At 66.9% G+C, this 21,188-nt stretch carries 20 protein-coding genes; 15 read left to right on the top strand and 5 right to left on the bottom strand.

What is annotated here, in order from left to right; genetic code table 11:
• Positions 1-25 precede the first annotated feature (25 nt).
• Complete coding sequence (locus IB259_RS18665) at positions 26-1,366, bottom strand: CitMHS family transporter (protein WP_054450371.1); 1,341 nt, start codon at positions 1,364-1,366, stop codon at positions 26-28.
• Between the two features lie 154 nt (positions 1,367-1,520).
• Here IB259_RS18665 and IB259_RS18660 point away from each other — a divergent pair, with 154 nt between their 5' ends.
• The 5 genes from IB259_RS18660 to IB259_RS18640 all read left to right on the top strand — a co-directional run bounded on the left by IB259_RS18660 (position 1,521) and on the right by IB259_RS18640 (position 6,721).
• Positions 1,521-2,228 (top strand): response regulator transcription factor, encoded by a 708-nt coding sequence (locus tag IB259_RS18660; protein ID WP_192329873.1) that lies wholly within the window; start codon positions 1,521-1,523, stop codon positions 2,226-2,228.
• Complete coding sequence (locus IB259_RS18655; RefSeq protein ID WP_225588994.1) at positions 2,185-3,654, top strand: sensor histidine kinase; 1,470 nt, start codon at positions 2,185-2,187, stop codon at positions 3,652-3,654. The genes IB259_RS18660 and IB259_RS18655 overlap by 44 nt, the downstream gene beginning before the upstream one ends.
• Entirely contained in the window at positions 3,644-4,729 is a 1,086-nt protein-coding gene (locus tag IB259_RS18650; RefSeq protein ID WP_192329871.1) for an ABC transporter substrate-binding protein, read from the top strand. Before IB259_RS18655 ends, IB259_RS18650 begins: the two co-directional genes overlap by 11 nt.
• Positions 4,730-5,013: 284 nt before the next feature.
• Positions 5,014-6,099, top strand: a complete 1,086-nt coding sequence (locus IB259_RS18645; protein WP_192329869.1) for a LuxR C-terminal-related transcriptional regulator — start codon at positions 5,014-5,016, stop codon at positions 6,097-6,099.
• Between the two features lie 301 nt (positions 6,100-6,400).
• Positions 6,401-6,721 carry a DUF4148 domain-containing protein gene (locus IB259_RS18640; RefSeq protein ID WP_054450364.1) on the top strand — a complete coding sequence of 107 codons (321 nt, stop codon included), beginning with the start codon at positions 6,401-6,403 and terminating at the stop codon, positions 6,719-6,721.
• Between the two features lie 6 nt (positions 6,722-6,727).
• Here IB259_RS18640 and IB259_RS18635 read toward each other — a convergent pair whose 3' ends face one another.
• Positions 6,728-7,693, bottom strand: coding sequence for a helix-turn-helix domain-containing protein (locus IB259_RS18635; protein ID WP_175159583.1), 966 nt, complete (start codon positions 7,691-7,693; stop codon positions 6,728-6,730).
• Positions 7,694-7,858: 165 nt separating this feature from the next.
• On the opposite strand from IB259_RS18635, the gene IB259_RS18630 reads away from it, so the two are divergent.
• The 9 genes from IB259_RS18630 to IB259_RS18590 all read left to right on the top strand — a co-directional run bounded on the left by IB259_RS18630 (position 7,859) and on the right by IB259_RS18590 (position 17,127).
• Positions 7,859-8,707, top strand: a complete 849-nt coding sequence (locus tag IB259_RS18630) for a phytanoyl-CoA dioxygenase family protein (protein ID WP_054450362.1) — start codon at positions 7,859-7,861, stop codon at positions 8,705-8,707.
• Positions 8,704-10,251, top strand: a complete 1,548-nt coding sequence (locus IB259_RS18625; protein WP_192329867.1) for a class I adenylate-forming enzyme family protein — start codon at positions 8,704-8,706, stop codon at positions 10,249-10,251. Before IB259_RS18630 ends, IB259_RS18625 begins: the two co-directional genes overlap by 4 nt.
• 24 nt (positions 10,252-10,275) lie before the next feature.
• Positions 10,276-11,205, top strand: coding sequence for a phytanoyl-CoA dioxygenase family protein (locus IB259_RS18620; protein ID WP_054450358.1), 930 nt, complete (start codon positions 10,276-10,278; stop codon positions 11,203-11,205).
• A gap of 2 nt (positions 11,206-11,207) precedes the next feature.
• Positions 11,208-12,437 carry a serine hydrolase gene (locus IB259_RS18615; RefSeq protein ID WP_192329865.1) on the top strand — a complete coding sequence of 410 codons (1,230 nt, stop codon included), beginning with the start codon at positions 11,208-11,210 and terminating at the stop codon, positions 12,435-12,437.
• Positions 12,438-12,486: 49 nt separating this feature from the next.
• Positions 12,487-13,746 (top strand): ABC transporter substrate-binding protein, encoded by a 1,260-nt coding sequence (locus tag IB259_RS18610; protein WP_119449019.1) that lies wholly within the window; start codon positions 12,487-12,489, stop codon positions 13,744-13,746.
• A gap of 69 nt (positions 13,747-13,815) precedes the next feature.
• A complete protein-coding gene (locus IB259_RS18605) occupies positions 13,816-14,697 on the top strand; it encodes a branched-chain amino acid ABC transporter permease (RefSeq protein WP_054450355.1) in 882 nt (293 codons plus the stop codon).
• Positions 14,697-15,710: a branched-chain amino acid ABC transporter permease gene (locus IB259_RS18600; protein ID WP_158598540.1), complete on the top strand. Its 1,014-nt coding sequence runs from the start codon at positions 14,697-14,699 to the stop codon at positions 15,708-15,710. Before IB259_RS18605 ends, IB259_RS18600 begins: the two co-directional genes overlap by 1 nt.
• Positions 15,707-16,423, top strand: coding sequence for an ABC transporter ATP-binding protein (locus IB259_RS18595; RefSeq protein WP_054450351.1), 717 nt, complete (start codon positions 15,707-15,709; stop codon positions 16,421-16,423). The genes IB259_RS18600 and IB259_RS18595 overlap by 4 nt, the downstream gene beginning before the upstream one ends.
• A complete protein-coding gene (locus tag IB259_RS18590; RefSeq protein ID WP_192329863.1) occupies positions 16,423-17,127 on the top strand; it encodes an ABC transporter ATP-binding protein in 705 nt (234 codons plus the stop codon). The genes IB259_RS18595 and IB259_RS18590 overlap by 1 nt, the downstream gene beginning before the upstream one ends.
• A gap of 38 nt (positions 17,128-17,165) precedes the next feature.
• Here IB259_RS18590 and IB259_RS18585 read toward each other — a convergent pair whose 3' ends face one another.
• Both IB259_RS18585 and IB259_RS18580 read right to left on the bottom strand, forming a co-directional pair.
• Complete coding sequence (locus IB259_RS18585) at positions 17,166-17,594, bottom strand: VOC family protein (RefSeq protein ID WP_054450349.1); 429 nt, start codon at positions 17,592-17,594, stop codon at positions 17,166-17,168.
• Between the two features lie 67 nt (positions 17,595-17,661).
• Positions 17,662-18,717 carry a hypothetical protein gene (locus tag IB259_RS18580; RefSeq protein ID WP_192329861.1) on the bottom strand — a complete coding sequence of 352 codons (1,056 nt, stop codon included), beginning with the start codon at positions 18,715-18,717 and terminating at the stop codon, positions 17,662-17,664.
• A gap of 551 nt (positions 18,718-19,268) precedes the next feature.
• Between IB259_RS18580 and IB259_RS18575 the strand changes: the two genes are divergently transcribed.
• On the top strand, positions 19,269-19,592 hold the full coding sequence (locus tag IB259_RS18575; protein ID WP_054450347.1) for a hypothetical protein: 324 nt from the start codon (positions 19,269-19,271) through the stop codon (positions 19,590-19,592).
• Between the two features lie 145 nt (positions 19,593-19,737).
• Here the strand turns inward: IB259_RS18575 and IB259_RS18570 are convergent, their stop codons facing one another.
• Positions 19,738-21,123 carry a PLP-dependent aminotransferase family protein gene (locus tag IB259_RS18570; protein WP_175181188.1) on the bottom strand — a complete coding sequence of 462 codons (1,386 nt, stop codon included), beginning with the start codon at positions 21,121-21,123 and terminating at the stop codon, positions 19,738-19,740.
• Positions 21,124-21,188: the final 65 nt, after the last annotated feature.

Here is a 21,188-nt window from a genome sequence, read left to right as displayed (position 1 = left end):
TGAAAAGACGGTATCGCGCCGCCGCTCAGCCGATCTGGCCGACCAGCGGGAACAGGCCGAACGCCAGCGCCGCGGCCAGCATCACCAGGCAGACCATCGTGGCCCACTTGAGCGAATAGCGCTGGTGGTCGCCGAAGTCCACGCCGGCCAGGCCGACCAGCAGGTAGGTCGAAGGCACCAGCGGGCTCAGCAGGTGCACGGGCTGGCCGATCAGCGAGGCGCGCGCCATCTCGACCGGCGAAATGCCGTAGCCCTGGGCCGCTTCGCTCAGGATGGGCAGCACGCCGAAGTAGAAGGCGTCGTTGGACATGAAGAAGGTGAAGGGCAGGCTCACCAGGGCGGTAATGCCGGCCAGGTACGGGCCCATGGCGTCGGGAATCACCGCCAGCAGGCTGCGCGACATCGCCTCGACCATGCCCGTGCCCGACAGGATGCCGGTGAAGATCCCGGCCGCGAAGATCAGCGACACCACCGACAGCACATTGCCCGCGTGCTGCGCGACGCGGCGGCGCTGCTCGGCCAGGTCCGGATAGTTGATGACCAGCGCGATCGCGAAGGCGATCATGAACAGCACCGGCAGCGGCAGCACGCCCATCACCAGGCTCACCATCAGGGCCAGCGTCAGTCCGGCGTTCACCCACAGCAGCTTGGGGCGGCGCAGGTCCTGGTCGACCTCGATCTCGGGCAGGTTCTTGGGACCGTCCTCGTCATAGCCGGCGTGCAGCGAAGCGCCGTCCGGCAGCGACAGCACGCCCAGGCGGCGGCGTTCACGCAGGCCCAGGCAGAACGCCAGGATCAGGATGGCGACAATGGCCACGCCCATTACCGGCACCAGCGGCACGAAGATGTCGCCCGCGTCCACGTGCAAGGCGCTTGCGGCGCGCGCCGTCGGGCCGCCCCAGGGCGTCAGGTTCATGACGCCGCTGGCCAGCATCGCCAGACAGGTCATGGACAGCGCGTTCATCTTCAGGCGGCGATACAGCGGCAGCATCGACGCCACCACGATCATGTAGGTGGTCGAACCGTCGCCGTCCAGCGAAATCACCAGCGCCAGCACGGTCGTGCCCACCACGATCTTCAGCGGATCGCCCTTCACCGCGCGCAGGATGCGGCCCACGATGGGATCGAACAGGCCGGCGTCGATCATGACCCCGAAATACAGGATGGCGAACATCAGCATCACGCCGGTGGGCGCGATCTTGCGGATGCCGTCCAGCATCATCTTGTCGATGCCCGACCCGAACCCGCCCAGCAGGGCGAAAATAATGGGGACAAGGATCAGCGCCACCAGCGGCGACAGGCGCTTGGTCATGATCAGCGTCATGAACGTGATCACCATGCCGAAGCCAAGCAGGGTCAGAAGCATGAGGGTTATCTCCGACTAGTCGTTGTTATGCGTAAACGCGCCTCCGGCTGGGGAAGCGCGACCGCAAGACTAGAAATAAAAGCTGTCGGCAACCTGTCGTTTTTGAACGCGGGTGCGGCGCGGGGGCTAGTCCAGCCATGCGACAATCGCCCCTATGCGCATACTGGTGATCGAAGACGACGCGGATCTGGCCGACGCACTCGTGCGCCGGCTGCGCCGTCTCGGCCATGCAGTCGACTGCCAGAACGACGGCCTCAGCGCTGACGGCGTGCTGCAATACGAAACCTTCGACCTCGTCATCCTGGACATCGGCCTGCCCCGCATGTCGGGCTTCGACATCCTGCACCGCCTGCGTGACCGCGGCAGCAAGACGCCCGTGCTGGCGCTGACCGCCCGCATCGACATCGAAGACCGCGTCCACGCCCTGGATACCGGCGCCGACGACTACCTGGCCAAGCCCTTCGATTTCCGCGAGCTGGAAGCCCGCTGCCGCGCCCTGCTGCGCCGCCCCAGCCCCCAGGCGTCCGGCATGCTGCGCTTTGGCGAGCTGGTCATCGACAGCGCCGCGCGCCAGGTCACGCTGGCCGGCCAGCGCATCGAACTGCCCAAGCGCGAATACAGCCTGCTGGAAATCCTGCTGGCCGGCATGAACCGCGCCGTCAGCAAGACCGAAATCGCCAACAAGCTGTTCGCCTTCGACGACGATGCCGCGCCCAACGCCATCGAGGTCTACATCGCCCGGCTGCGCCGCAAGCTCGACGGCTCGCCGCTGCGCATCGAAACGCAGCGCGGCACCGGCTACCTCCTGACCGCCACCGATGACCACGACCGCCCCGCCGCGCCCGGCCCCGGCCGGGAGTGACCCCGCCACGCCCGCCGCCGCGCAGGGCCGCATCTCGATCAAGCGCCGCCTGCTGGCCATGCTGCTTGCGCTGTTCGTCGCCGCCCTGGCCACGCTGTATCTGCTGGTGCGCGGCTACGCCAATCAGACCGCCGACACCACCTACGACCAGTTGCTGCGTTCCTCGGTGCTGTCCATCGCCGACAGCCTGCAGCTGGTGCAGGGAGAATGGCGCATGGACATGCCTTATGCCTCGCTGGCGCTGCTGGAGCAGGCGCCGCGCGACCGCGTGTTCTATCGTGTCGGCGACGCGGGCGGCGCACTGATTTCCGGCTATGCGGACCTGCCAGCGCCGCCCGCCCGTGGCAGCGAAGGCCCGGCGTACTCGCCCCGCCTGTACGACGCCAGCTACCAGGGCGAGCCAGTGCGCATCGCCTGGATGGAACGCAAGATCGCCGGTCCCCGCAATGCCGAGACCGCCCTCATCCAGGTCGCGCAGACCCGCGAAGCCCGCAACGCGCTGGCAGCGGGCATCTTGTGGCAAGGCACGCTGGCGCTGATCGGCTTTACCGCCGCGGCGCTGGCGCTGGCCTACTGGGGCCTGCTGCGCTCGCTGTCGCCGATCCGCCGTATCGAGCGCGAACTGGCCGCCCGCAGCGCGGCGGACCTGCATCCCATCGCCGCTCCCGTGCCGGAGGAACTCGACACGCTGGTGCACTCGCTGGATGGCTTCATGGCGCGCCTGTCGGAAAACCTGGACACCCTGCGCCTCTTCATCGCCGAAGCCGCGCATCAGCTGCGCACGCCGCTGGCCGCGCTGCACGCACAGATGGAAGTGGCGCTGGACGAGGAAGATCCCGCCGAACAGCGCCGCAGCCTGCTGGCCGTGCTGCGCAACGCCGAGAAACTCTCGCGCCTGGTCAACCAGCTGCTGAGCGACGCCAGCGTCATCCACCGCAGCAACGTGCGCCAGTTCCAGCCGGTGGACCTGGCCGAGCTGCTGCGGCAGGCGGTGTATGACACGGTCCCGCAAGCCGATCCCCAGCCCGACGTGCGCCTGCATCTGCCCGCCACTGCGCCCGGCAATCCGCCCACCGTGCTGGGCGACAGCCTGATGCTGCGCGAAGCGTTCAAGAACCTTATCGACAACGCCCTGCGTCACGGCGCCACGGACGACGGCCACATCGACGTGCGGCTGGAGCCGGAGGACGATGGCTGGCGCATATCCGTATCCGACCAGGGTCCGGGCATACCGCCGGCGCTGGCCAACGCCGCTTTCGAGCGCTTCGTGCGCGGTCCCAACCCGCGCGCGTCCGGCGCCGGCCTGGGCCTGTCCATCATCAAGCGCGTGGTCGACATCCATCAGGGCCGGCTGGCCCTGAGCAACCGCGTGGGCGGCGGCCTGGACGCCGTGGTCACGCTGCCGCCCCGCCCCCATGAAGCTTGATCTCCTGAAACCCCTGCGCCTGCTGGCGGCGCTCACCGCGCTGCTGCCCTTTGCTGCCGGCAACGCCGCGGAAACCAGCGCCGACGGCCTGACGCTGGGGCCCGCGGACAGCAGGAACGTACTGGTCGTGCACGCCTCCAACAGCGTGCAGGTGTTCCGCGGCGTGCTGGAAGACTTCAGCAGGCTCAACCCCGGCCTGCGCCTGGAATACACCGAGCTGTCCACGCAGGAGCTGTATGCCGGGACGGTTTCCCGCGCCACGCAGGCGCCGGCAACCAGATCCGGCCCCGACATCGTCATCAGCAGCGCGATGGACCTGCAGACCAAACTGGTCAACGACGGCTACGCGCAACCCCACATCTCGCCGCAGACCCGCGCCCTGCCCGCCTGGGCCAACTGGCGCGACGAGGTCTTCAGCATCGGCACCGATCCCATCGTCATGGTCTACAACACCAGCAAGCTCGCGTCCGCAAGGGCGCCGCGCACCCGGCGCGAGCTGCTGTCCCTGCTGCAGGCGCCGGACCAGCCCCTGGCCGGCGCGATCTCCACTTACGACGTCGAGGGCAGCGGCATCGGCTACCTGGCGGCCACGCAGGACACGCGGCTGGACAGCATGGCTGGCGCGCTGCTGGCCGAACTGGGCCGCAACCGCGTGGCCGTGCACGCGTCCACCGAAGACGCGCTGGACAAGCTCGAACGCGGCGAGATCACGCTGGCCTACAACCTGCTGGAGTCCTACACCCGGCACCGCATCGACCTGGGCGCGCCGCTGGCCATCGTCTATCCGCAGGACTACACGTTGATGCTGTCGCGCTCCGCCATCATTCCCCGACAGGCGCCGCGGGCGGATCTGGGCGCGATGTTCCTGGACTATCTGCTGTCGCCGCGGGGCCAGGAAATGGTCGCGCGGCAATCGGGCATGCGGCCCGTGAGCGCATCGGCCAACCCGGAAGCGGGCGTGCGGCCGGTGGCGCTGGGCGTAGGACTGTTGGTGTATCTGGATGCGCTCAAGAAGCGGCATTTCCTGGATCTGTGGCGCGCGGCGGTCCGTCCGCCCGGCGGCGTCCACCACTGACGCGATCTCCCCGCCCGCACTGGTATACACAACCCGGTACACCAAGACCACCTCTGAATCCGGACCCTTTTTGTCCGGACAATGCACCCACTTTTTTCATCCGCCCCGGGGTTTTGCGAGGATAATTTCCTTGTGGCAGCGCCGCGGCAATCCAGGCCGGCCAGCCTCTCCCATGCCGGCAAATCACCGCCGCGCAGCGCTCCCCCGATCTGGCCGGAGCCACCTCTACAACGATCTGTGATACGTGACAGCGTTTGCGTCTGAACCAGAGTTGGAGGCACGAAATGGCCGAACACCAGATTGCCGTCCGGCGCGCGATCGAAGCCCTGGACCGTCTGGCGGATCCCGATCCGCCCTGGCATGACATCCTGCTGACCGCCCGCGACATGGTGGGCGCGGACAGCGGCACCTTGATCGTCTTCGATGCCCGCCACAAGCTGCTGGACCTGTCCACCGTCAGCTTTCCCGAAGCCGCCGCCACGGACTACCGCAACCATTACTACAGCTGCGACATCGTCGAACAGGATTCGCGGCTGCTGCCCGTGGGCACGTGGCTGGATACCGCCAACATGTGCGGCCACAAGCAGCTGCAGCGTTCCGAGTTCTACACGGACTTCATGCTCAAGCACCGGATGGCGCAAGTGCTGTGCCTGGTAATCGAATCCAGCGCCATGCTGCGCGCCGCCATCGCCTTCCAACGCTCGACCGTGGACGACAAGGCCAGCGAACGGCTTCAGTCCGGCGACGTAGCCCATTACTTCCGCCTGCTGAAAAGCCGGTTGGCCCAACGCGAAAAGGCGCTCGCCATCGGTTGGACAGCCATTGAAAGCGCACTCTCGGATGTCGGCGAAGCCGTGCTGCTGGTCAGCCACGACGCGATGGTAGAGAAGAGATCGGCCCTCGCCATGCACTATCTGAGCGACGGCCATGGCTGGAACGTGCGCGGCGGCAAGCTGCGCCATCCCGACGCGAAGATACAGGCCTTGTTCGACGCGTATTGCCAGGCGGTCGCGCGCGACGGCAAGGCGCGGTCCCTGGCGGCAGCCGCCGGATGGGGCGAATTGACCTGGATCGACATCAGCGCGGCCCCGCAAGCGCTGAGCCTGATCGGCAGCCGCATGCTGCTGGTGCGCATGCGCAGAAAAAGCGCCTTTTCCCAACCGGACGTCGACAGACTGGAATCCGTGTTCTCGATCACGCACGCGGAAGCCGCTGTGCTGGCCGGTCTTGCGATGGGACACAGCGTGGAGGAAGTCGCGACCCTGCGCCACGCCTCGGTGCTGACCGTGCGTAAACAGGTGGCGTCCCTGCTCAACAAGATGGAATGCAATCGCCAGTCCGAACTGGTCAGGCTCGCCTCGCTGCTCTGAGCGCGCGCCATCGGTATGACGTACCCAATATTGAGTATGTGGCGCCCACCCGCGCCGTCCTACGATGAGCACAAAGGCATGAGGCCCGGACGCCCGGTCCGGCCCGAGTCGTAAACCTGGCGGTGGAACCCAGCGCCAGGTGCGTGTCCGCGCGCGCCGCGGGCCGGGCCGGCCTGCCCAAGAAAAAAACCAATGCGCCAATCCGGTTGCGCAGCTGTCCCTGCACCGGGCTGCATTGCCGCGAGCCCCCATGGACACCGGTCTCCAATGCTGCGGTCACTCTCGTCATCAGGAGCATTTCATGAAAACTGCCCTAACCGTCCGCGCCATGATTCCCGTCGTCCTGGCGGCCTGCGCCCTGCTCTCCGGCCCCGTGGCCGCGCAAATGTCCGCCGCCCCAACCACCGCAGCTCCGCCCTCCGACGTCCAACTCAGCCGCGATCAAGTCGAACGCGACCTGGCCGCCTGGAAGCAATCCGGCGTTGAAAGAAACTGGGACAGCGACAGCACCCCTGACATCAATAGCCCCGAGTATGTCGCCGCCTACCGGAAGTATGTCGACACGGTCAGGCCTGCCAACGCCCCGCAGATGCAGCAGTCGCAGGGCCAGGGCAAATGGTGATGCGCGCTATTGAGCCCGCAAGGGCGCACCGCCGCGCTCGCTGCCTGGCGAGCGGCCATAGTGCGCGCGGTACGCCCGATTGAACGTGGAAACTTCCTCGAATCCCCAGCTGGCGGCGATGTCCGCGATGGAGCGGCCAGGCTGGGTCTCGATGGCCAGGCGGCACCTTTCCAGCCGGCACTGCCGCACGTAAGCGCTGAAGCTCAGGCCATGCTCGGCCATGATCTTGAACAGATAGCTGCGGGAGATGCCGAGCTCCTCGCTGGCCGAAGCCGGCGTCAGGCCGCGATCGGCCAAACGCCGCTGCACCAGCGCCAGAATGCGGTCCAGGACTTCGTGGCGCACCCGTTCGGCGATCTGCGCGCCGGCATCCGCCCCTTCGAGCTGCGTCCGCGACAGCAGTTCGCTGCAATGCCTGACCATCAGCGCCTGCACCTGCTGCAACTCGTTTGCCGGCAGTTCGCTGACCAGGCGCATGTAGCTGGCCAGCACCCGCCCTGCCCCTGAACTTCCGTCCAGCACCGGCATGGCCAGCCGCCCACGCCGGCCCAGTTGCGGCCGCAAGAGGCCTTCCGGGATTTCTATGCAGAACATGCGGAAATCGGTGCGGAAGTCGACTTCCCAGGGCGAAGCGCAATCCACCACGTAGACGTCGCCAGCCCGCGCCCGCATGGCGCTTCCGTCCTGCGAAACCAGGGCCTCTCCCGCGCACAGCAAATTGGCGAAGAATGGGGATTGCTTGCGGGCCGAGAGACCGGCCGCGGACAGCCTGACCACATGGGATTGGGCGGTGATGGTCGAGCCGTGCAGGTCCGGCAGCAGCAGGCCGTCGATCTGGCCGCGAAAGCTGCGCGCGGCGTCACGCTCGGGTTCGAGCGGCACGTAGGCATCGCAGATTGCATCGCGCCAATACGCGAACTGCTCCTGCGGCGCTATGACATCGGTGGTGTGGTGGTAGGCCTGCGCGCTCATGTTGAGTACCGGATCATGCCGACTGGGGCCGCCATCTTCTAGGGGATGGACGCTTTGCGCCACTGCCGTGGACGCTACGCGCTGGCAGGGCGAAGACTACCGGCCGATTATACGCACAGACCTATATCGCCGGACTCAGATCCAGGCCCAATCAGGAGACAAAAGATGTCCACGCCCGAACCGCTCGACGAGCGGATCGCAGCCTTTGAACGCGACGGATTCGTGGTGCTGCCGGGAATCATCCCGCCCGAGCAGGTCAGCCAGTTGCAGGAAGCCCTGATCCGGATCGAGGCCGAGCACAACCTCGGTTACGCCCAGACCTCGTTCGAAGGCCGCAAGACGGTGCGCATCAACAACCTGCTGGTCTACGATCCGCGCTTCTGGGACGTGCCGCTGCAGCCCGACGTGCTGAGCCTGGCCGAACGCCTGCTGGACCGCGAGCTGCTGCTGTCGTCGCTGTGCTCACTGACGCTGGCGCCGGGCCAAGGCGCCCAGCCCCTGCACGAAGATACCCAGCAACTGGCGCTGCCGCGCCCGCGCCCGCCGCTGGCGGTCAATGCCATCTGGGCCTTGAGCGATTTCACGGCCGAGAACGGCGCCACCCACATCGTGCCCGGCAGTCATCGCTACGATTCGTCTCCGCCCTACGGCGCGCAGGACATAGACACCGTGCAGGCCACCATGAAGGCGGGCAGTGTCATGCTGTTCGACAGCGCGCTGTGGCACAAGGGCGGCGCCAACAACAGCAACGCCCGCCGTTACGCGTTGTCGTGCTACTACTGCGCCGGATGGATGCGGCAACAGGAAAACCTGCAGCTCGGCATTCCGGCCGAGGTGGCGAGAAGCTTCCCGCGCCGCCTGCAGGAATTGTGCGGCTACAGCATCTACAAGGGGCAGTACGGCCACATCGACAATGCCGATCCCATCACCCTGCTGGGCGGCGCTGGCCGGCCCACGGTATGGCAGGCCAGCGACGCCAAGGCCGCCCGCAAGGCTGCCGAGCGCAAGGCATGATGAACGCCCCCGCCCTGCCCAGGGTCCCGGATTCGGTGATCCATCTGCTGCGCGACGCCGCTCTCGAAGCGCCCGATCTTCCCGCGCTGTCCTTCGAAGGCGTGCGCCTGAACTACGCGCAATACGCCGGCTTGGCTGGAGCTTTGGCACGCCGCCTGGGCGAACGCGTGCGGCCCGGCGACCGGGTGGCCCTGTTGATGCAGAACTCGCTGGACCTGGCCGTTGCCACCTTTGCAGTGCATGCGCTGCGCGCGCAGGCCGTGCCGCTGAACCCAGGCTATCGCGAGCGCGAGCTGGCCTATATGCTGGAAGACGCCGAGCCTTGCATGCTGCTGCATGACGACAGCGTGAAGCTGGATCTGAGCGCCTTGTGCCCGGGCCTGGATGCCGGCGCCATTCTCCGCACAGGCAACGGCGCCGGCCTGCTGGAGATGCTGCCGCAGGCCTGCGCCCTGCCCGAAGACCTGCCGCGGCATGAAGATCTGGCCACGCTGCAATACACCGGCGGCACCACCGGACGCCCCAAGGGCGTCAACATCCTGCACCGGCAGATCGCCTACAACATCGCGCAGCGCGAAGCCTGGCTGCCGACGCGGCGCGATTCGGAGGTGGTGCTCTGCGTGATGCCGCTATTCCATGTGTCGGCCGTCTCCATGTCGCTCTACTTGAGCCTGCATGCCCGCGGCGAGCTGGTGGTGATGCGGCGCTTCGATGCCGCCCGCACCATCGAGGCCATCGCCGCCCACGGCGTGACCCTGCTGCCGGGCGCGCCCGCAATCTTCCATGACCTGTTGCTGAGCACGGCCTTCCAGCCTGAAAAACTCGGCAGCCTGCGCGCCTGCTTCTCCGGCGCGGCGCCGCTGCCGCGCGAAACCCTGACGCGTTTCGAGTTGCGCGCCGGTTGCCCCATCCATGAGGGCTACGGCATGAGCGAGGCGGGTCCCTGCCTGGCCTTCAATCCCATGCACCGTCCACGCAAACCCGGTTCGGTGGGCTTGCCCGTGCCAGGCGGCGAACTGCAGGTGGTGGACCTGGATGGCGCCAGCCGCGTCATGCCGCCGGGCCAGCCCGGCGAAATACGCGTGCGCGGGCCGCACGTGATGGCAGGTTACCGCCAAGCGGCGCCGGAGGCCGCGCAAGCGCTGCGCGAAGGCTGGTTCTACACCGGCGACGTCGCCATCCTGGACGACGAGGGCTATCTCCATCTGCGGGGCCGCCGGCACGACTGCATCAACGTGGGCGGCTTCAAGGTCTATCCGCTGGAAGTGGAACAGGTGCTGTTGTCGCGCCCCGAAGTCGGCGAAGCGGCCGCCTTCGGCGTGGCCGACGAGCGGCTGGGCCAGGTGGTCCACGCCTGGGTCACGCCCGCCCCCGGCCAACGCCTGGACATGGCCGCCCTGCAGGCGCATTGCGCCGCGCACCTGGCCGGCTACAAAGTGCCGCGCCGCATCGGCGCGACGGCAGCCTTGCCGCGCACCAGCATAGGCAAGCTCGCACGCAGCGCGCTCGCGCCCGTGGCCGTGCCCGGCCCGAATTCGCAGTGACATTCCACATAAAAGGGGAGGAACATGAAGCAACTCGATCTGCAGGCTTTGCAACACCAGCTCGCCGAAGAAGGCTACGCCGTCATTGAAAACGTGCTGGACGCCGCACAGCTGGAACAGGCGCGCGAATGCGTGGCCGGACTGATGGCCGCGGAACGCGCCGATCCGTTCCCGCTGGACGACGAACGGCACGAGGACGATGACGACATCCTGGCCTACTATAAGCGCCACTACACGGTGAGCGACATGGAAGCGCAGCGCATGGTGGCGCGCGTGCACCAGTATCGCCGCGACAACGAAAACACGCGCTGGCCGGTGCCCATCAACAAAGTGTCGAAGAACTTCCTGCACTTGCCCACCCTGTTCGACGACGACAAGTCGCAACGCGTCTGGAACCTCCTGAACAAGGCGCCCGACATGATCCCGCTGATCGAGCACCCGGCGGTGTTGCCCATGGTGCGCAGCGTGATGGGCCAGGACTGCAACCTGCACGACTTCCAGGCCACCAGCATCGGCCCCGGCACAGGCGGCGGCGCCTGGCACGTGGATGCGCCGCTGGGCCAGATCGCCGAGCCGCTGCCGGAGTTTCCGCTGACGCTGCAGAACGTCTGGATGCTGGACGATTTCACCGCCGACAACGGCGCCACGCGGGTCATGCCGCGCAGCCACAAGCTGCGCAAGTCGCCACCGTGGGGCAGCGGCCCGCTGGACGGCGAGGTCACGCTGACCGCACCCGCCGGCTCGGTCGCCATCTGGCTGTCCAACACCTGGCACCGCTCCGGCCCGAACCATACCGACCGCGAGCGCCGCGCCATACTCTGCAACTACAACGTGTCCTGGCTGCGCGGCTTCGCCGACTTCACCAGCACGCTGCCCGAAGGCGTCGCGGCCGCGCTGTCCAACGACGCGCGCTACCTGCTGGGCTACGGCGCGCGCGCGCCATTGACGCGCTGACCATGGCCGCCGCATCCTCGTCTCCGGCGCTTGCACCCGCGGCGCCGGCCATACACGGCTACTGCGATCCCGCCTTCGAACCAGTACGCGCAGCATTCGCGCGCAACTTCCAGGACGGTGGCGAGCTCGGCGCGTCCGTCGCCATCGAAGTCGACGGCTATCCGGTGGTCGACCTGTGGGCAGGATGGGCCGACACGGACCGCGGCCAGCCCTGGCAGCGCGACACGGTCTGTATCGTGTTCTCCAATACCAAGCCGGCCACGGCGCTCTGCGCCCACATGCTGGCCGAAGCGGGAGAGCTGGACCTGGACGCCCCTGTCGCCCGCTACTGGCCCGAATACGCCGCAGCAGGCAAGGCCACCACCACCCCGCGCATGCTGCTCAACCATACCGCTGGCCTGCCCGCGCTGCGTGAGCCGCTACCCGCTGACGCCGCTTTCGACTGGGAGGGCATGACCCGCCGGCTGGCCGGGGCCGCGCCTTTCTGGGCTCCGGGCGAACGCGTGGCCTACCACGGCCTGACCTACGGCTGGCTGGTCGGCGAGCTGGTGCGCAGGCTGAGCGGCTGCATGCCCGGCGAATTCTTCCGCCGCCATATCGCGCAGCCGCTGGACCTGGACTTCTGGATCGGCCTGCCGGAAACGGAGGAAGCCCGAGTCGCACCCATCGTGCCGCCGCCCGCGCCGCAAGCGCCGTTCAGTCCCTTCGAGCAGTCCCTGAAGGACGAACCCGAAAGCCCTACCGCGCTGTACGCCAAGAACACCGGCGGCTGGCGCCCTTCCGGCTTCAACAGCCGCGCCGGCCACGCAGCCGGGCTATGCGCGGCTGGCGGCATCGGCAATGCGCGCAGCCTGGCGCGTCTGTACGGCACACTGGCGCTGGGCGGCCAGCGCGACGGCGTGCGCCTGCTGCGCGAGGACACGCTGGCCGCGGCCACGGCCCTGTCGGCGCGCACGGACGACGACGCCTGCCTGCGCGTACCCACGCGCTACGCCAGCGGCTTCATGCGCCAGATGGATAACCGCGCGCAAGGCCTGGACAGCGCCTGCTTCGGCGACGAGGCCTACGGCCACACGGGCGCTGGCGGGTCGCTGGCTTTCGCCTGGCCGCAGCGCCGGCTTTCCTTTGCCTACACCATGAACCGCATGGGACGCACGGTGCTGCTCGATGAACGCGCCCATCGCCTGGTGTGCGCGACGCACGCGGCACTCGGCGCAGGGCCGCCAGGCTGAAGCCCGCGCCGCACTCTCGAATCACAAAAAAACCTGGAGACAAATCCTCATGAACACGAGCAACCCCTATCGCCCCGCCGCCCTGCGGCGTCTGTTCGCCGCGGCCGGCGCCACGTTGCTGGTCCAGGGCGCCGCCCTGGCTGCCGAGCCCGTCAAGATCGGCTATCTGATTCCTCTGTCGGGCAGCGCCACCGCTTCCATTGGCAAAGACATGTCGCGCGCCACGCATCTGGCCGTCAAGCACATCAACGACGCCGGCGGCATCAAGTCGCTGGGCGGCGCGCAACTGCAGCTGGTCGAGGTGGACACCCGGGGCGATGCCAAGGTCGCCATGACCGAGGTCGAACGCCTGATCACCCGCGAGAAGACCCCGGTGCTGCTGGGCGCTTTCCAGAGCGGCGTGACCTTCCCCGCCACCGCCGTCGCGGAAAAGAACCGCGTGCCATGGGTGGTGGACCTGGCCGCCAAGGCCGACATCACCGAACGCGGCTTCAAGTACGTGTTCCGTCCCACGCAGATCCCGGCCTCGGGCAACGCCGAAAGCATGGCGGACTTCATCGACTACGCGGGCAAGACCACCGGCAAGCCGGCCAAGACGGTCGCCATGGTCTACGAGAACACCGATTGGGGCCAGGACATGGCCAACACGTTGCGCGCCAAGTTCAAGGCAGCCGGCATCGATCTGGTGCTGGACGAGGGATACCCGCCCAACTCGCCTGACCTGCGTCCGCTGGTGCTGAAGATCAAGGGCAAGAAGCCCGACGTCGTCACCGTGACCTCCTATGGCGCCGACGCCGTGCAGCTGCACAAACTGCTGGCGCAGATGCGAGTGGGCTCGACCTACGTCGGCAGCGCGGCCGGCCAGATCGACAGTACCTTCATCCCGCTGGTCGGCAAGGACATCGCGGGCAATGTCTACACCACCAATGGCTGGGCCGGCTACGAGTCGTCCATCACCACGCCGTTCGCCAAGAAGTTCTGGGACGACTTCGTCGCCGCCTACAAGGTCGATCCCAACGAACTGTCGGTCAGCGCCTACGCCGCGGTCTGGGTCATCAAGGACGCGCTGGAGCGCGCCGGCAAGGCGGATCCCGAAGCCATCCGCGACGCCCTGGCCCAGACCAAGCTGCAAGGCACCGACCTGAACAAGCTCGTGGGCTATGACATCGTGATCGACGCCAAGGGCCAGAACCCCGAAAAGCGCTACGTCATGCAGCAGATCACGCCCGACGGCCAGTACCGCACCGTGTGGCCGGAGAACCTGGCCTCCAAATCCTACAAGATGGTCTGGCCTGCCGCTCAGCCCTGACCGACCTGGCGTCGCCGCGCCACGCCCTGCGCGTGGCGCCGGCGCCCCGTTACCGCTAGGAGCCTCCACTTGACCACTACCCTACTCCAGGCCTTGCTGGGCGGTATCGCCAGCGGCGCCGTCTACGGCCTGATCGCGTTGGGCCTGAGCCTGCAGTTCGGCGTCATGAAGATCATCAATTTCGCCCATGGCGCCTTCCTGATGATGTCCATGTACGTCTGCTTCGCGCTCACCAGCCACTTCGGCCTGCATCCGCTGGCCGCCATGCCACTCACGGCGGCCGCGCTGTTCGTCGTCGGCTATGCCTGCCAGCGCTGGCTGATCGACGGCATCTACCGCAAGGAAAGTTCGCGCGAGCCGATCGGCGTTCTGATCTTCACCACCGGCCTGTGGATCTTCCTGGACAACGCCTTCCTGGCGCTGGCCGGCCCCGACAGCCGGACCATCGACGCGCCTTGGGCCAACGAAGTCTGGATGCCCGGCGACCTGATCTTCACCTATCCGCAGATCGCCGGCCTGTTCTTCGCCTGCCTGATCACGGCGGCCCTGGTGCTGTTCCTGCGCCACACGCGCACAGGCCGCGCCATCCGCGCCACCGGACAGGACCGCGAAGCCGCCAGCGTGCTGGGCATAGACAGCGCCCGCGTCTACCGGCTGTCGTTCGCCATCGGCCTGCTGGTGCTGGGCGCGGCCGGCGCGCTGCTGCTGCCGCTCTATCCCGTCAACCCCTTCGTCGGCGACATCTTCGGCTTGCGCGCCTTCGTCATCGTCGTGCTGGGCGGCATCGGCTCGGTGGCAGGCGCGTTCTGGGGCGGCATCCTGGTCGGCGTGCTGGAATCGGTCGGCAGCCAGCTGATCCCCATCACCTATGCGGAGGCGCTCATCTTCCTGCTGTTTCTCGCCACCATGTATTTCCGGCCCAGCGGGCTGTTCGGCGTGGAGAACGAATGATGGCCAAGACCACAAAGACTTCGGCCGCCGGCATCGCCGCGCTGGGCCTGTTGGCGCTGCTGCCGCTGGCCAGCGGCAACCAGTACCTGCTGTCGGTGGGCGCCATGACGCTGCTGTACGCCTATCTGGCGCTGTCATGGAACATCCTGGGCGGCATCGCCGGCCAGCTCTCGCTGGGCCATGCCGCCTATTTCGGGCTGGGCGCCTATACCTCGACCTGGCTGTTCGTGAACCTGGGCATCAGTCCCTGGCTGGGCATGTGGGCCGGCGCCGTCGTGGCCATGGGCGCGGCGTTGATCGTGGGGCTGTCCTGCCTGCAATTGCGCGGCGCGTACTTCGCGCTGGCCACGATCGCCTCCTGCATGGTGCTCAAGACGCTGGTGGAAAACGCCGACACCCTGCTGGGCGGGCCGCGCGGCATGGAGGTCACGCTGCTGCGCGACGCTCCGCTGTACTTCCAGCATACCGGCAAGGCCTACTACTACATCGTGGCGCTGGCCTTCACCATCGCCGCGTTGCTGATCAACCGCCATGTATTGCGCAGCCGCTTCGGCTACTGCCTGACGGCCGTGCGCAACGACCAGGACGCGGCGATGGCGCTGGGCGTGCCGGTGCGGCGCTACAAGCTGACCGCAGCCATGCTGAGCGCGGCCATGACCGCGCTGGGCGGCACCTTCTATGCGCAGTTCGTCCTCTACATCAGCCCCGATAAGGTATTCGGCGCCAATCTCAGCGTCGTCATCGCCGTGGTCTGCATCATCGGCGGCCGCGGCACGCTTTGGGGCCCGGTGCTGGGCGCGCTGCTGCTGCTGCCTGGCGAAGAGCTGGCGCGCTCCCTGACCGGGGGCATGGTGGGGGCCGACATGATGCTGTATGGCCTTTTGCTGATGATCATCATCCGCTGGGAGCCGCGAGGACTGATGGCGATACTGTCCCGACGCGCCAAGGCGCCTGCGCGCGCGGCCGGCACGCCAGCCAAGACCGCCGGTCCCGCGATGGGGGGCACACAATGAACCTGCTCGAGTTCCATAATGTCAGCCGCAATTTCGGCGGCGTGCGAGCCTCCGACGAGGTCAGCTTCGCCGTCGGCGCCGACGAGATCGTCGGCCTGATCGGCCCCAACGGCGCCGGCAAGACCACGCTGTTCGCCATGGCATCCGGCTTCGTGCCGCCCAGCAGCGGCGACATCCGCTTCAATGGCAGCCGCATCAACGGCCAGGATCCGGCGCGCATCTGCGCCGCTGGACTCGCACGTACGTTCCAGATCGTGAAGCCATTCGGCGACATGACGGTACTGGAGAACGCCATGATCGGCGCCTTCCTGCGCCACCGCGCTCCAGCCCAGGCCGAGGAAGTCGCCCAGGCCGTGCTGGCGCGCGTCGGCCTGGCCGGACGCGAGCATCAGATCGCGCGCACTCTCACGCTGTCGGGCCGCAAGCGCCTGGAAGTCGCCAAGGCCTTGGCGACCCAGCCCCGCCTGCTGCTGCTGGACGAAGTGATGGCGGGCCTGACGCCGGTGGAGACCGAGGAAATGGTGGCGCTGATCCTTTCCCTGCGCGGCGACGGCATCAGCGTCCTGGTGATCGAACACAACATGAAGGCCATCATGCAACTATCCGACCGCATCGTCGTCATCCAGCAGGGGCGCAAGATCGCCGATGGCCTGCCGCAGCAGGTCGCCCGCGATCCGCAGGTGGTGCGCGCCTATCTCGGGGAGGCCGCGTGATGCTGGAGATCCGTCAACTGGACGCCGGCTACGGCGACGTGCAGGTGCTGCGCGGCGTGGACATGCACGTGGGAGAAGGCGAGATCGTCAGTCTGGTCGGCGCCAACGGCGCCGGCAAAAGCACGCTGATCCGCACCGTCATGGGCTCCCTGCCCGCGCTGGCCGGCGAGGTCCGCTTCCTGGGCGAGCGCATCAGCGGCCTGCCCGCGCACCTGGTGGCGCGCCTGGGCATGGCCCAGGTCATGGAAGGCCGCCGCCTGTTCGGCCACATGGACGTCGAGGACAACCTGCTGGTCGGCGCCGACGTACTGCGCGACAAGCGCCGCAGCCGCGACAACCTGGACTGGGTCTATCAGCTGTTCCCGCGTCTGCAGGAACGGCGCCGCCAGCTGGCTCGCTCGTTCAGCGGCGGCGAGCAGCAGATGCTGGCCATCGGCCGCGCGCTGATGACCTCGCCCAAGCTCCTGCTGCTGGACGAGCCGTCCATCGGCCTGGCGCCCATCATGGTCAAGGACATCTTCGACAAGCTGCCGCTCATCAACGCGCGCGGCATCACCATCCTGCTGGTGGAGCAGGACGTGCACCGCTCGCTCAGCATGGCCGCGCGCGGCTATGTGCTGGAGCACGGTGAAATCGTCATGTCCGGGCCGGGCGCTGAACTCCTGGCCGATGAGGGGCTGCGCCGCGCCTACCTGGGAGTGTGATTACGGGGCGGCACGCGTCTGAGCCAAACGCGCGCCGCTCAGAACGTCACTTTCACCGAAGGCGCGCTGCGCTGCGCCTCGCCATGGAACACGGCCTCGATGTTGTTGCCGTCCGGATCCAGCACGAAAGCGCCGTAATACCCTGGATGGTAGTCCCGAAAGCCCGGCGCGCCATTGTCCGTGCCGCCATGGGCCAGCGCCGCCTTGTAGAAGGCAGCGACCATGGCCTGGTCCTGCGCCTGGAACGCAAGATGATGGCGTCCGGTCAACTGCCCCGCCGCAGCCTTGTTGTCGGGCGTGGAAACGAATAGCTCGTCCGCCCAGAAATAGCCGTCGCCCGTGCCGCCCATCGGCACTTTCAGCGCATCGAAGACTGCCTGATAGAACCGCTGGCTGGCTGCCAGGTCCCGCACCACCAGCTGGATGTGGTCGATCAGCCGGCCCCGATGGATTTCATTGGTCTGCATGTGGCGCTCCTGTTGAGAGGGGAGCTTTCGAATATACCGCCCGCCATGCGGCCCCGTCCGCGCCGGATCAAGCCAGATACGAAGCCACCTCGTCACGCGTGAGATAGCGCGTGAATGTCATGGACGGTTGCTGCGCTTCATGCATGGCGCCGTTGAACCCCGACCAATTGCGCTTCATGCCCTCGGCCGTTTCCAACGCGATGAGCACTCGCTTGCCGTGGCGGGACAGGTTGTGCCGCAACGCCGCCTCGCCCCAGGCGTAACGCATGGCGTTGACCAGCTCGCCGCCGGCGTAGGCATCAGCCTGCAACCACTGGAAGTCCGCGGTATCGCTGTCCTGGTCCGGTTCGCGCGCTGCGATCTCGCGCTTCACGCCCAAGGCCTGCGCGTGTTCGCCGATGATGATCTGCAACAGCGTGAAGGCGTGGAAGTTGTTGTTGACGGCATGCGCCCGCGCAATGAAGCCCGTCATGGAAGTCGGCAGCACCACTACCAACTCCTCCTCGTAGCCCAACTGCGAGGCCAGCCAAAGATAGTGCAGATGCTCGAAGGGCAGGCTGTCGTTGCTGGTGGCCATGGGATGCAGCAGCGCCATCAACTCCGCGTCGGACACCAGGGCGGCGTGATTGCGGCGGTCGCGCAAGACCATGGTCATCATCGGCAGCACCAGCAGGTCTGCCGCCTGATGCAAGGCTTCCACTTCCCAGCGCCTGTCCTCGGGTACGTCGGCCATCCGCGACCTGGCATCCTGCCAAGCCCGGCGGTCGGCCTCCTCCACCTCATCATCGTCGTCCTCGACCTCCTGCGCACAATACGGACTCAGGGTGCTCAGCCACTGCCGCAGCAAGTCCTGCAGGACGGGAAAGAGTATTGCCGGATCGGCGCCGTCTTCCACCAGCGAACCGCACATCAAGGCCACGGCAGCGGCGCGGCCAGGGTGCAGCGTAGGCAACAGATCGGCGCAGGTCCGCAGGCTGGCGTCCGCCTGCCCAGGTTTGCGGGCCTGGGCTAAAAAGGCGCCTACCTCGGGGCGCTGGAAGAACTGATCCAGCGGATCAAGATCGTCGGCGGTGGAGACGGGAGTGCGAAGCGCGGCGGCGAATGTCGTGTCGGAAGCAGTCATGGAGATCAGCGGGCATGAAAGCGGCGGTGAGCGCCGCGCGGCAGCCCCGGAGTTTACTGAAGCGGCGCCGGACGCGTCAGCAGCGAGCATTCAAGGCAGAGCGAATACGGTGCGAAACATCCCGTCGCCAGAATCCGGAAGATAGTGATCGCATGCGCCGGACGCCAGGTATTGATTTTTCCCCGCGACCTGCGACAATGAAACCACGCATTTCATATTGGCCGACAGTCCGTTCCAGGTCCCTGACCATCACCGCGTCCTCCAGGGCGCGATCAAAGGAGCCCACGATGCCGCCCATAGTCCTTCCGGTGTTCGCGTAGCGAGCCGACTCTCTCCTTACAAAAAAGCGGTCCAGCCGCGGACTTTCCGCCACGGCGGCATATCGCCGTGCGGACTGACGCGCCAGCGTTGCAGTTGCAAGCCAGGCACCGCTCGCACGCGCGAACGCGGCCCGAAGGCGGATTGCGATTAACTTTCGCTGCCGGATGCCGTTAAAGAAGTGAAGACAGACATAGCCCCCCCTCCGTTTCCAGTCGCAAGGAGTCGCTGTCATGTCCAAGCTCCAATATCGCCTTTCCCTGCTTCTGCTGTGCGCATCCAGCGTCCTGCCCGCAGCCCGCGCCGCGGATGGAACCATCTATTTCCACGGCGCCATCGTCGAGGCTGCGTCATGCACACCGCAGGTTCAATCCCGAAAAGCAACCGTCCGCGTGGAATGCGATGCTGAACGCGCCCGCGCCGCTGGCAAGCCCGCCGACCGCTACCGCGTAAGCGCCAATCGAGTGAAGGTCGACGTGCAGACCGTGCCGCTCAGGGCGCGCCACGCCGGGCAACAGGACGCCCAGGGCTACATCATCACGCTCGCCTACCTGTAGTCATCAATACGACAGTCCGGCGGCCAGGCGGGCCGCTGGATTGCCTGCGCCTGTCAGTCGAGAAAGCAAAAGGTATCAGGCGACACGGAAATTTTTCGTGAATGCCGGCTGCCAGTGCTTCAGGCAACCAACCGAGTCCCTTGCATCAAGCCGCGCTCAACGCCTTGGACAGCACCGTGAATATCCGCTCGTCCGTGGACTGCGCAACGTTGAACCGCAGGAAATCTCCCGCAGCCAGCGACTGGCTGAACGCATTTCCGGGAGCCACCAACACCCCTTCCTTCAGACACAGACGGGCCACCGTAGCCGCGTCCTTGCCCTCGGGCAGGCGGCACCACAGAAACATGCCCGCCCGGGGCGTCAGCCAGGGCTTGATGCCCAGCTTCAGCAACTTTGCGGCGGTCTTGTCCATCTGCTGCGCCAGGCGCAGCCGGGTCGACTCCATGTGGCGGCGGTAGCCGCTGCCCGTCAGCGTCCTGAAGATGATGTCGGCCGCCAGCCGGCTGCTGCCAAAGGTCGTGGCGACCTTCAGGTCGGTCAGGCTTTCCACCCAATCGGACCGCACGGCGATGTAGCCGCAACGCACCGACGCCGACACCGTCTTCGAGAAGCTGCCGATATGTATGACCCGCGACAGCCCGTCGAACGCAGCCAGCCGCGGCGCGGGCGTATTCTCGAAATCCGCGAAGATGTCGTCCTCGACGATCACCAGCTCGGAATCGTCCACCAGCTTCAGCAGACGGTGCGCGACCAAGGGCGACAAAGTCGCCCCCGTCGGATTGTGTATGCCGGAGTTCGTGATGTAGAGCCGCGGGGAATGCTCGCGCAGCGCCGCTTCGAACGCCGCGACATCCGGACCGTTCGGCGTGTACGGCACCCCCACCGCCTTGACGCGATGCGCCTTCAACAGCGCATGGAAGTTGAAATAGCAGGGATCGTCCACCAGCACCGTGTCCCCCGGTTCCAGCAGAAAGCGCAGGATCAGGTCGATGGACTGAGTCCCCGAATCGGTCAGCATGATCTGCTCGGGCCCTGCCTCTATCCCCATGCCCGCCATGCGCCGCGCCAACAGCTGCCTCAGGGGCGCATGGCCCAGCGGCGTTCCATACTCGGTCAGTTCCGCGGTTTCGGCGCGCGCCATGCCACGCATGGCGCGCCGCAACCCGTCTTCATACATCCAGCTGACCGGCAGCCAGCCGCAGCCCGGCCGCAAGCTATCCGCGTCCGCCGCCAGCGACTGACGCGATACCCACAGCGGGTCGACTTCCCGGTCCAGCTTCGGCCCCATCTCGGTCAGCGCCAACGGCGCCACCTGCCCGGCCACATAGAACCCGGAGCCGGGGCGCGACACCAGCACGCCTTCCGCCGCCAGCCGCTCGTAGGCTTCCACCACTGTGGACACCGATACGTCCAGCGTCTTGGCTTGCACTCTTACCGAAGGCAGCCGGGAGCCAGGCAAGGCTGTGCGGGCCGCAATCCGCCCCTGGATCTCGCCCATGACCTGCTTGATGAGAGTGCCGCCGCGCGCCATGGAATTCTCCGCCGTACTGGCTTTTAATACATAACAGTTTCTTGAAATTGTACTGGATTGTGCTT

Origin of the sequence: Achromobacter sp. ACM04 (assembly GCF_014851465.1) — a bacterium.
Lineage (GTDB): Bacteria > Pseudomonadota > Gammaproteobacteria > Burkholderiales > Burkholderiaceae_B > Achromobacter > Achromobacter aegrifaciens.
The sequence above is the reverse complement of the archived record's forward strand: the minus strand, read 5'-3'. Positions and strand labels throughout refer to the sequence as shown.

Bases quoted from the DNA above. Each gene is read 5' to 3' on its own strand.
- IB259_RS18600 (WP_158598540.1), top strand. From the start codon at position 14,697: ATGGCCAAGACCACAAAGACTTCGGCCGCCGGCATCGCCGCGCTGGGC.
- IB259_RS18635 (WP_175159583.1), bottom strand. From the start codon at position 7,693: ATGAGCGCGCAGGCCTACCACCACACCACCGATGTCATAGCGCCGCAG.
- IB259_RS18595 (WP_054450351.1), top strand. From the start codon at position 15,707: ATGAACCTGCTCGAGTTCCATAATGTCAGCCGCAATTTCGGCGGCGTG.
- IB259_RS18620 (WP_054450358.1), top strand. From the start codon at position 10,276: ATGAAGCAACTCGATCTGCAGGCTTTGCAACACCAGCTCGCCGAAGAA.
- IB259_RS18575 (WP_054450347.1), top strand. From the start codon at position 19,269: ATGTCCAAGCTCCAATATCGCCTTTCCCTGCTTCTGCTGTGCGCATCC.
- IB259_RS18625 (WP_192329867.1), top strand. From the start codon at position 8,704: ATGATGAACGCCCCCGCCCTGCCCAGGGTCCCGGATTCGGTGATCCAT.
- IB259_RS18610 (WP_119449019.1), top strand. From the start codon at position 12,487: ATGAACACGAGCAACCCCTATCGCCCCGCCGCCCTGCGGCGTCTGTTC.
- IB259_RS18640 (WP_054450364.1), top strand. From the start codon at position 6,401: ATGAAAACTGCCCTAACCGTCCGCGCCATGATTCCCGTCGTCCTGGCG.
- IB259_RS18630 (WP_054450362.1), top strand. From the start codon at position 7,859: ATGTCCACGCCCGAACCGCTCGACGAGCGGATCGCAGCCTTTGAACGC.
- IB259_RS18590 (WP_192329863.1), top strand. From the start codon at position 16,423: ATGCTGGAGATCCGTCAACTGGACGCCGGCTACGGCGACGTGCAGGTG.
- IB259_RS18570 (WP_175181188.1), bottom strand. From the start codon at position 21,123: ATGGCGCGCGGCGGCACTCTCATCAAGCAGGTCATGGGCGAGATCCAG.
- IB259_RS18665 (WP_054450371.1), bottom strand. From the start codon at position 1,366: ATGCTTCTGACCCTGCTTGGCTTCGGCATGGTGATCACGTTCATGACG.
- IB259_RS18615 (WP_192329865.1), top strand. From the start codon at position 11,208: ATGGCCGCCGCATCCTCGTCTCCGGCGCTTGCACCCGCGGCGCCGGCC.
- IB259_RS18655 (WP_225588994.1), top strand. From the start codon at position 2,185: ATGACCACGACCGCCCCGCCGCGCCCGGCCCCGGCCGGGAGTGACCCC.
- IB259_RS18580 (WP_192329861.1), bottom strand. From the start codon at position 18,717: ATGACTGCTTCCGACACGACATTCGCCGCCGCGCTTCGCACTCCCGTC.
- IB259_RS18585 (WP_054450349.1), bottom strand. From the start codon at position 17,594: ATGCAGACCAATGAAATCCATCGGGGCCGGCTGATCGACCACATCCAG.
- IB259_RS18650 (WP_192329871.1), top strand. From the start codon at position 3,644: ATGAAGCTTGATCTCCTGAAACCCCTGCGCCTGCTGGCGGCGCTCACC.
- IB259_RS18660 (WP_192329873.1), top strand. From the start codon at position 1,521: ATGCGCATACTGGTGATCGAAGACGACGCGGATCTGGCCGACGCACTC.
- IB259_RS18645 (WP_192329869.1), top strand. From the start codon at position 5,014: ATGGCCGAACACCAGATTGCCGTCCGGCGCGCGATCGAAGCCCTGGAC.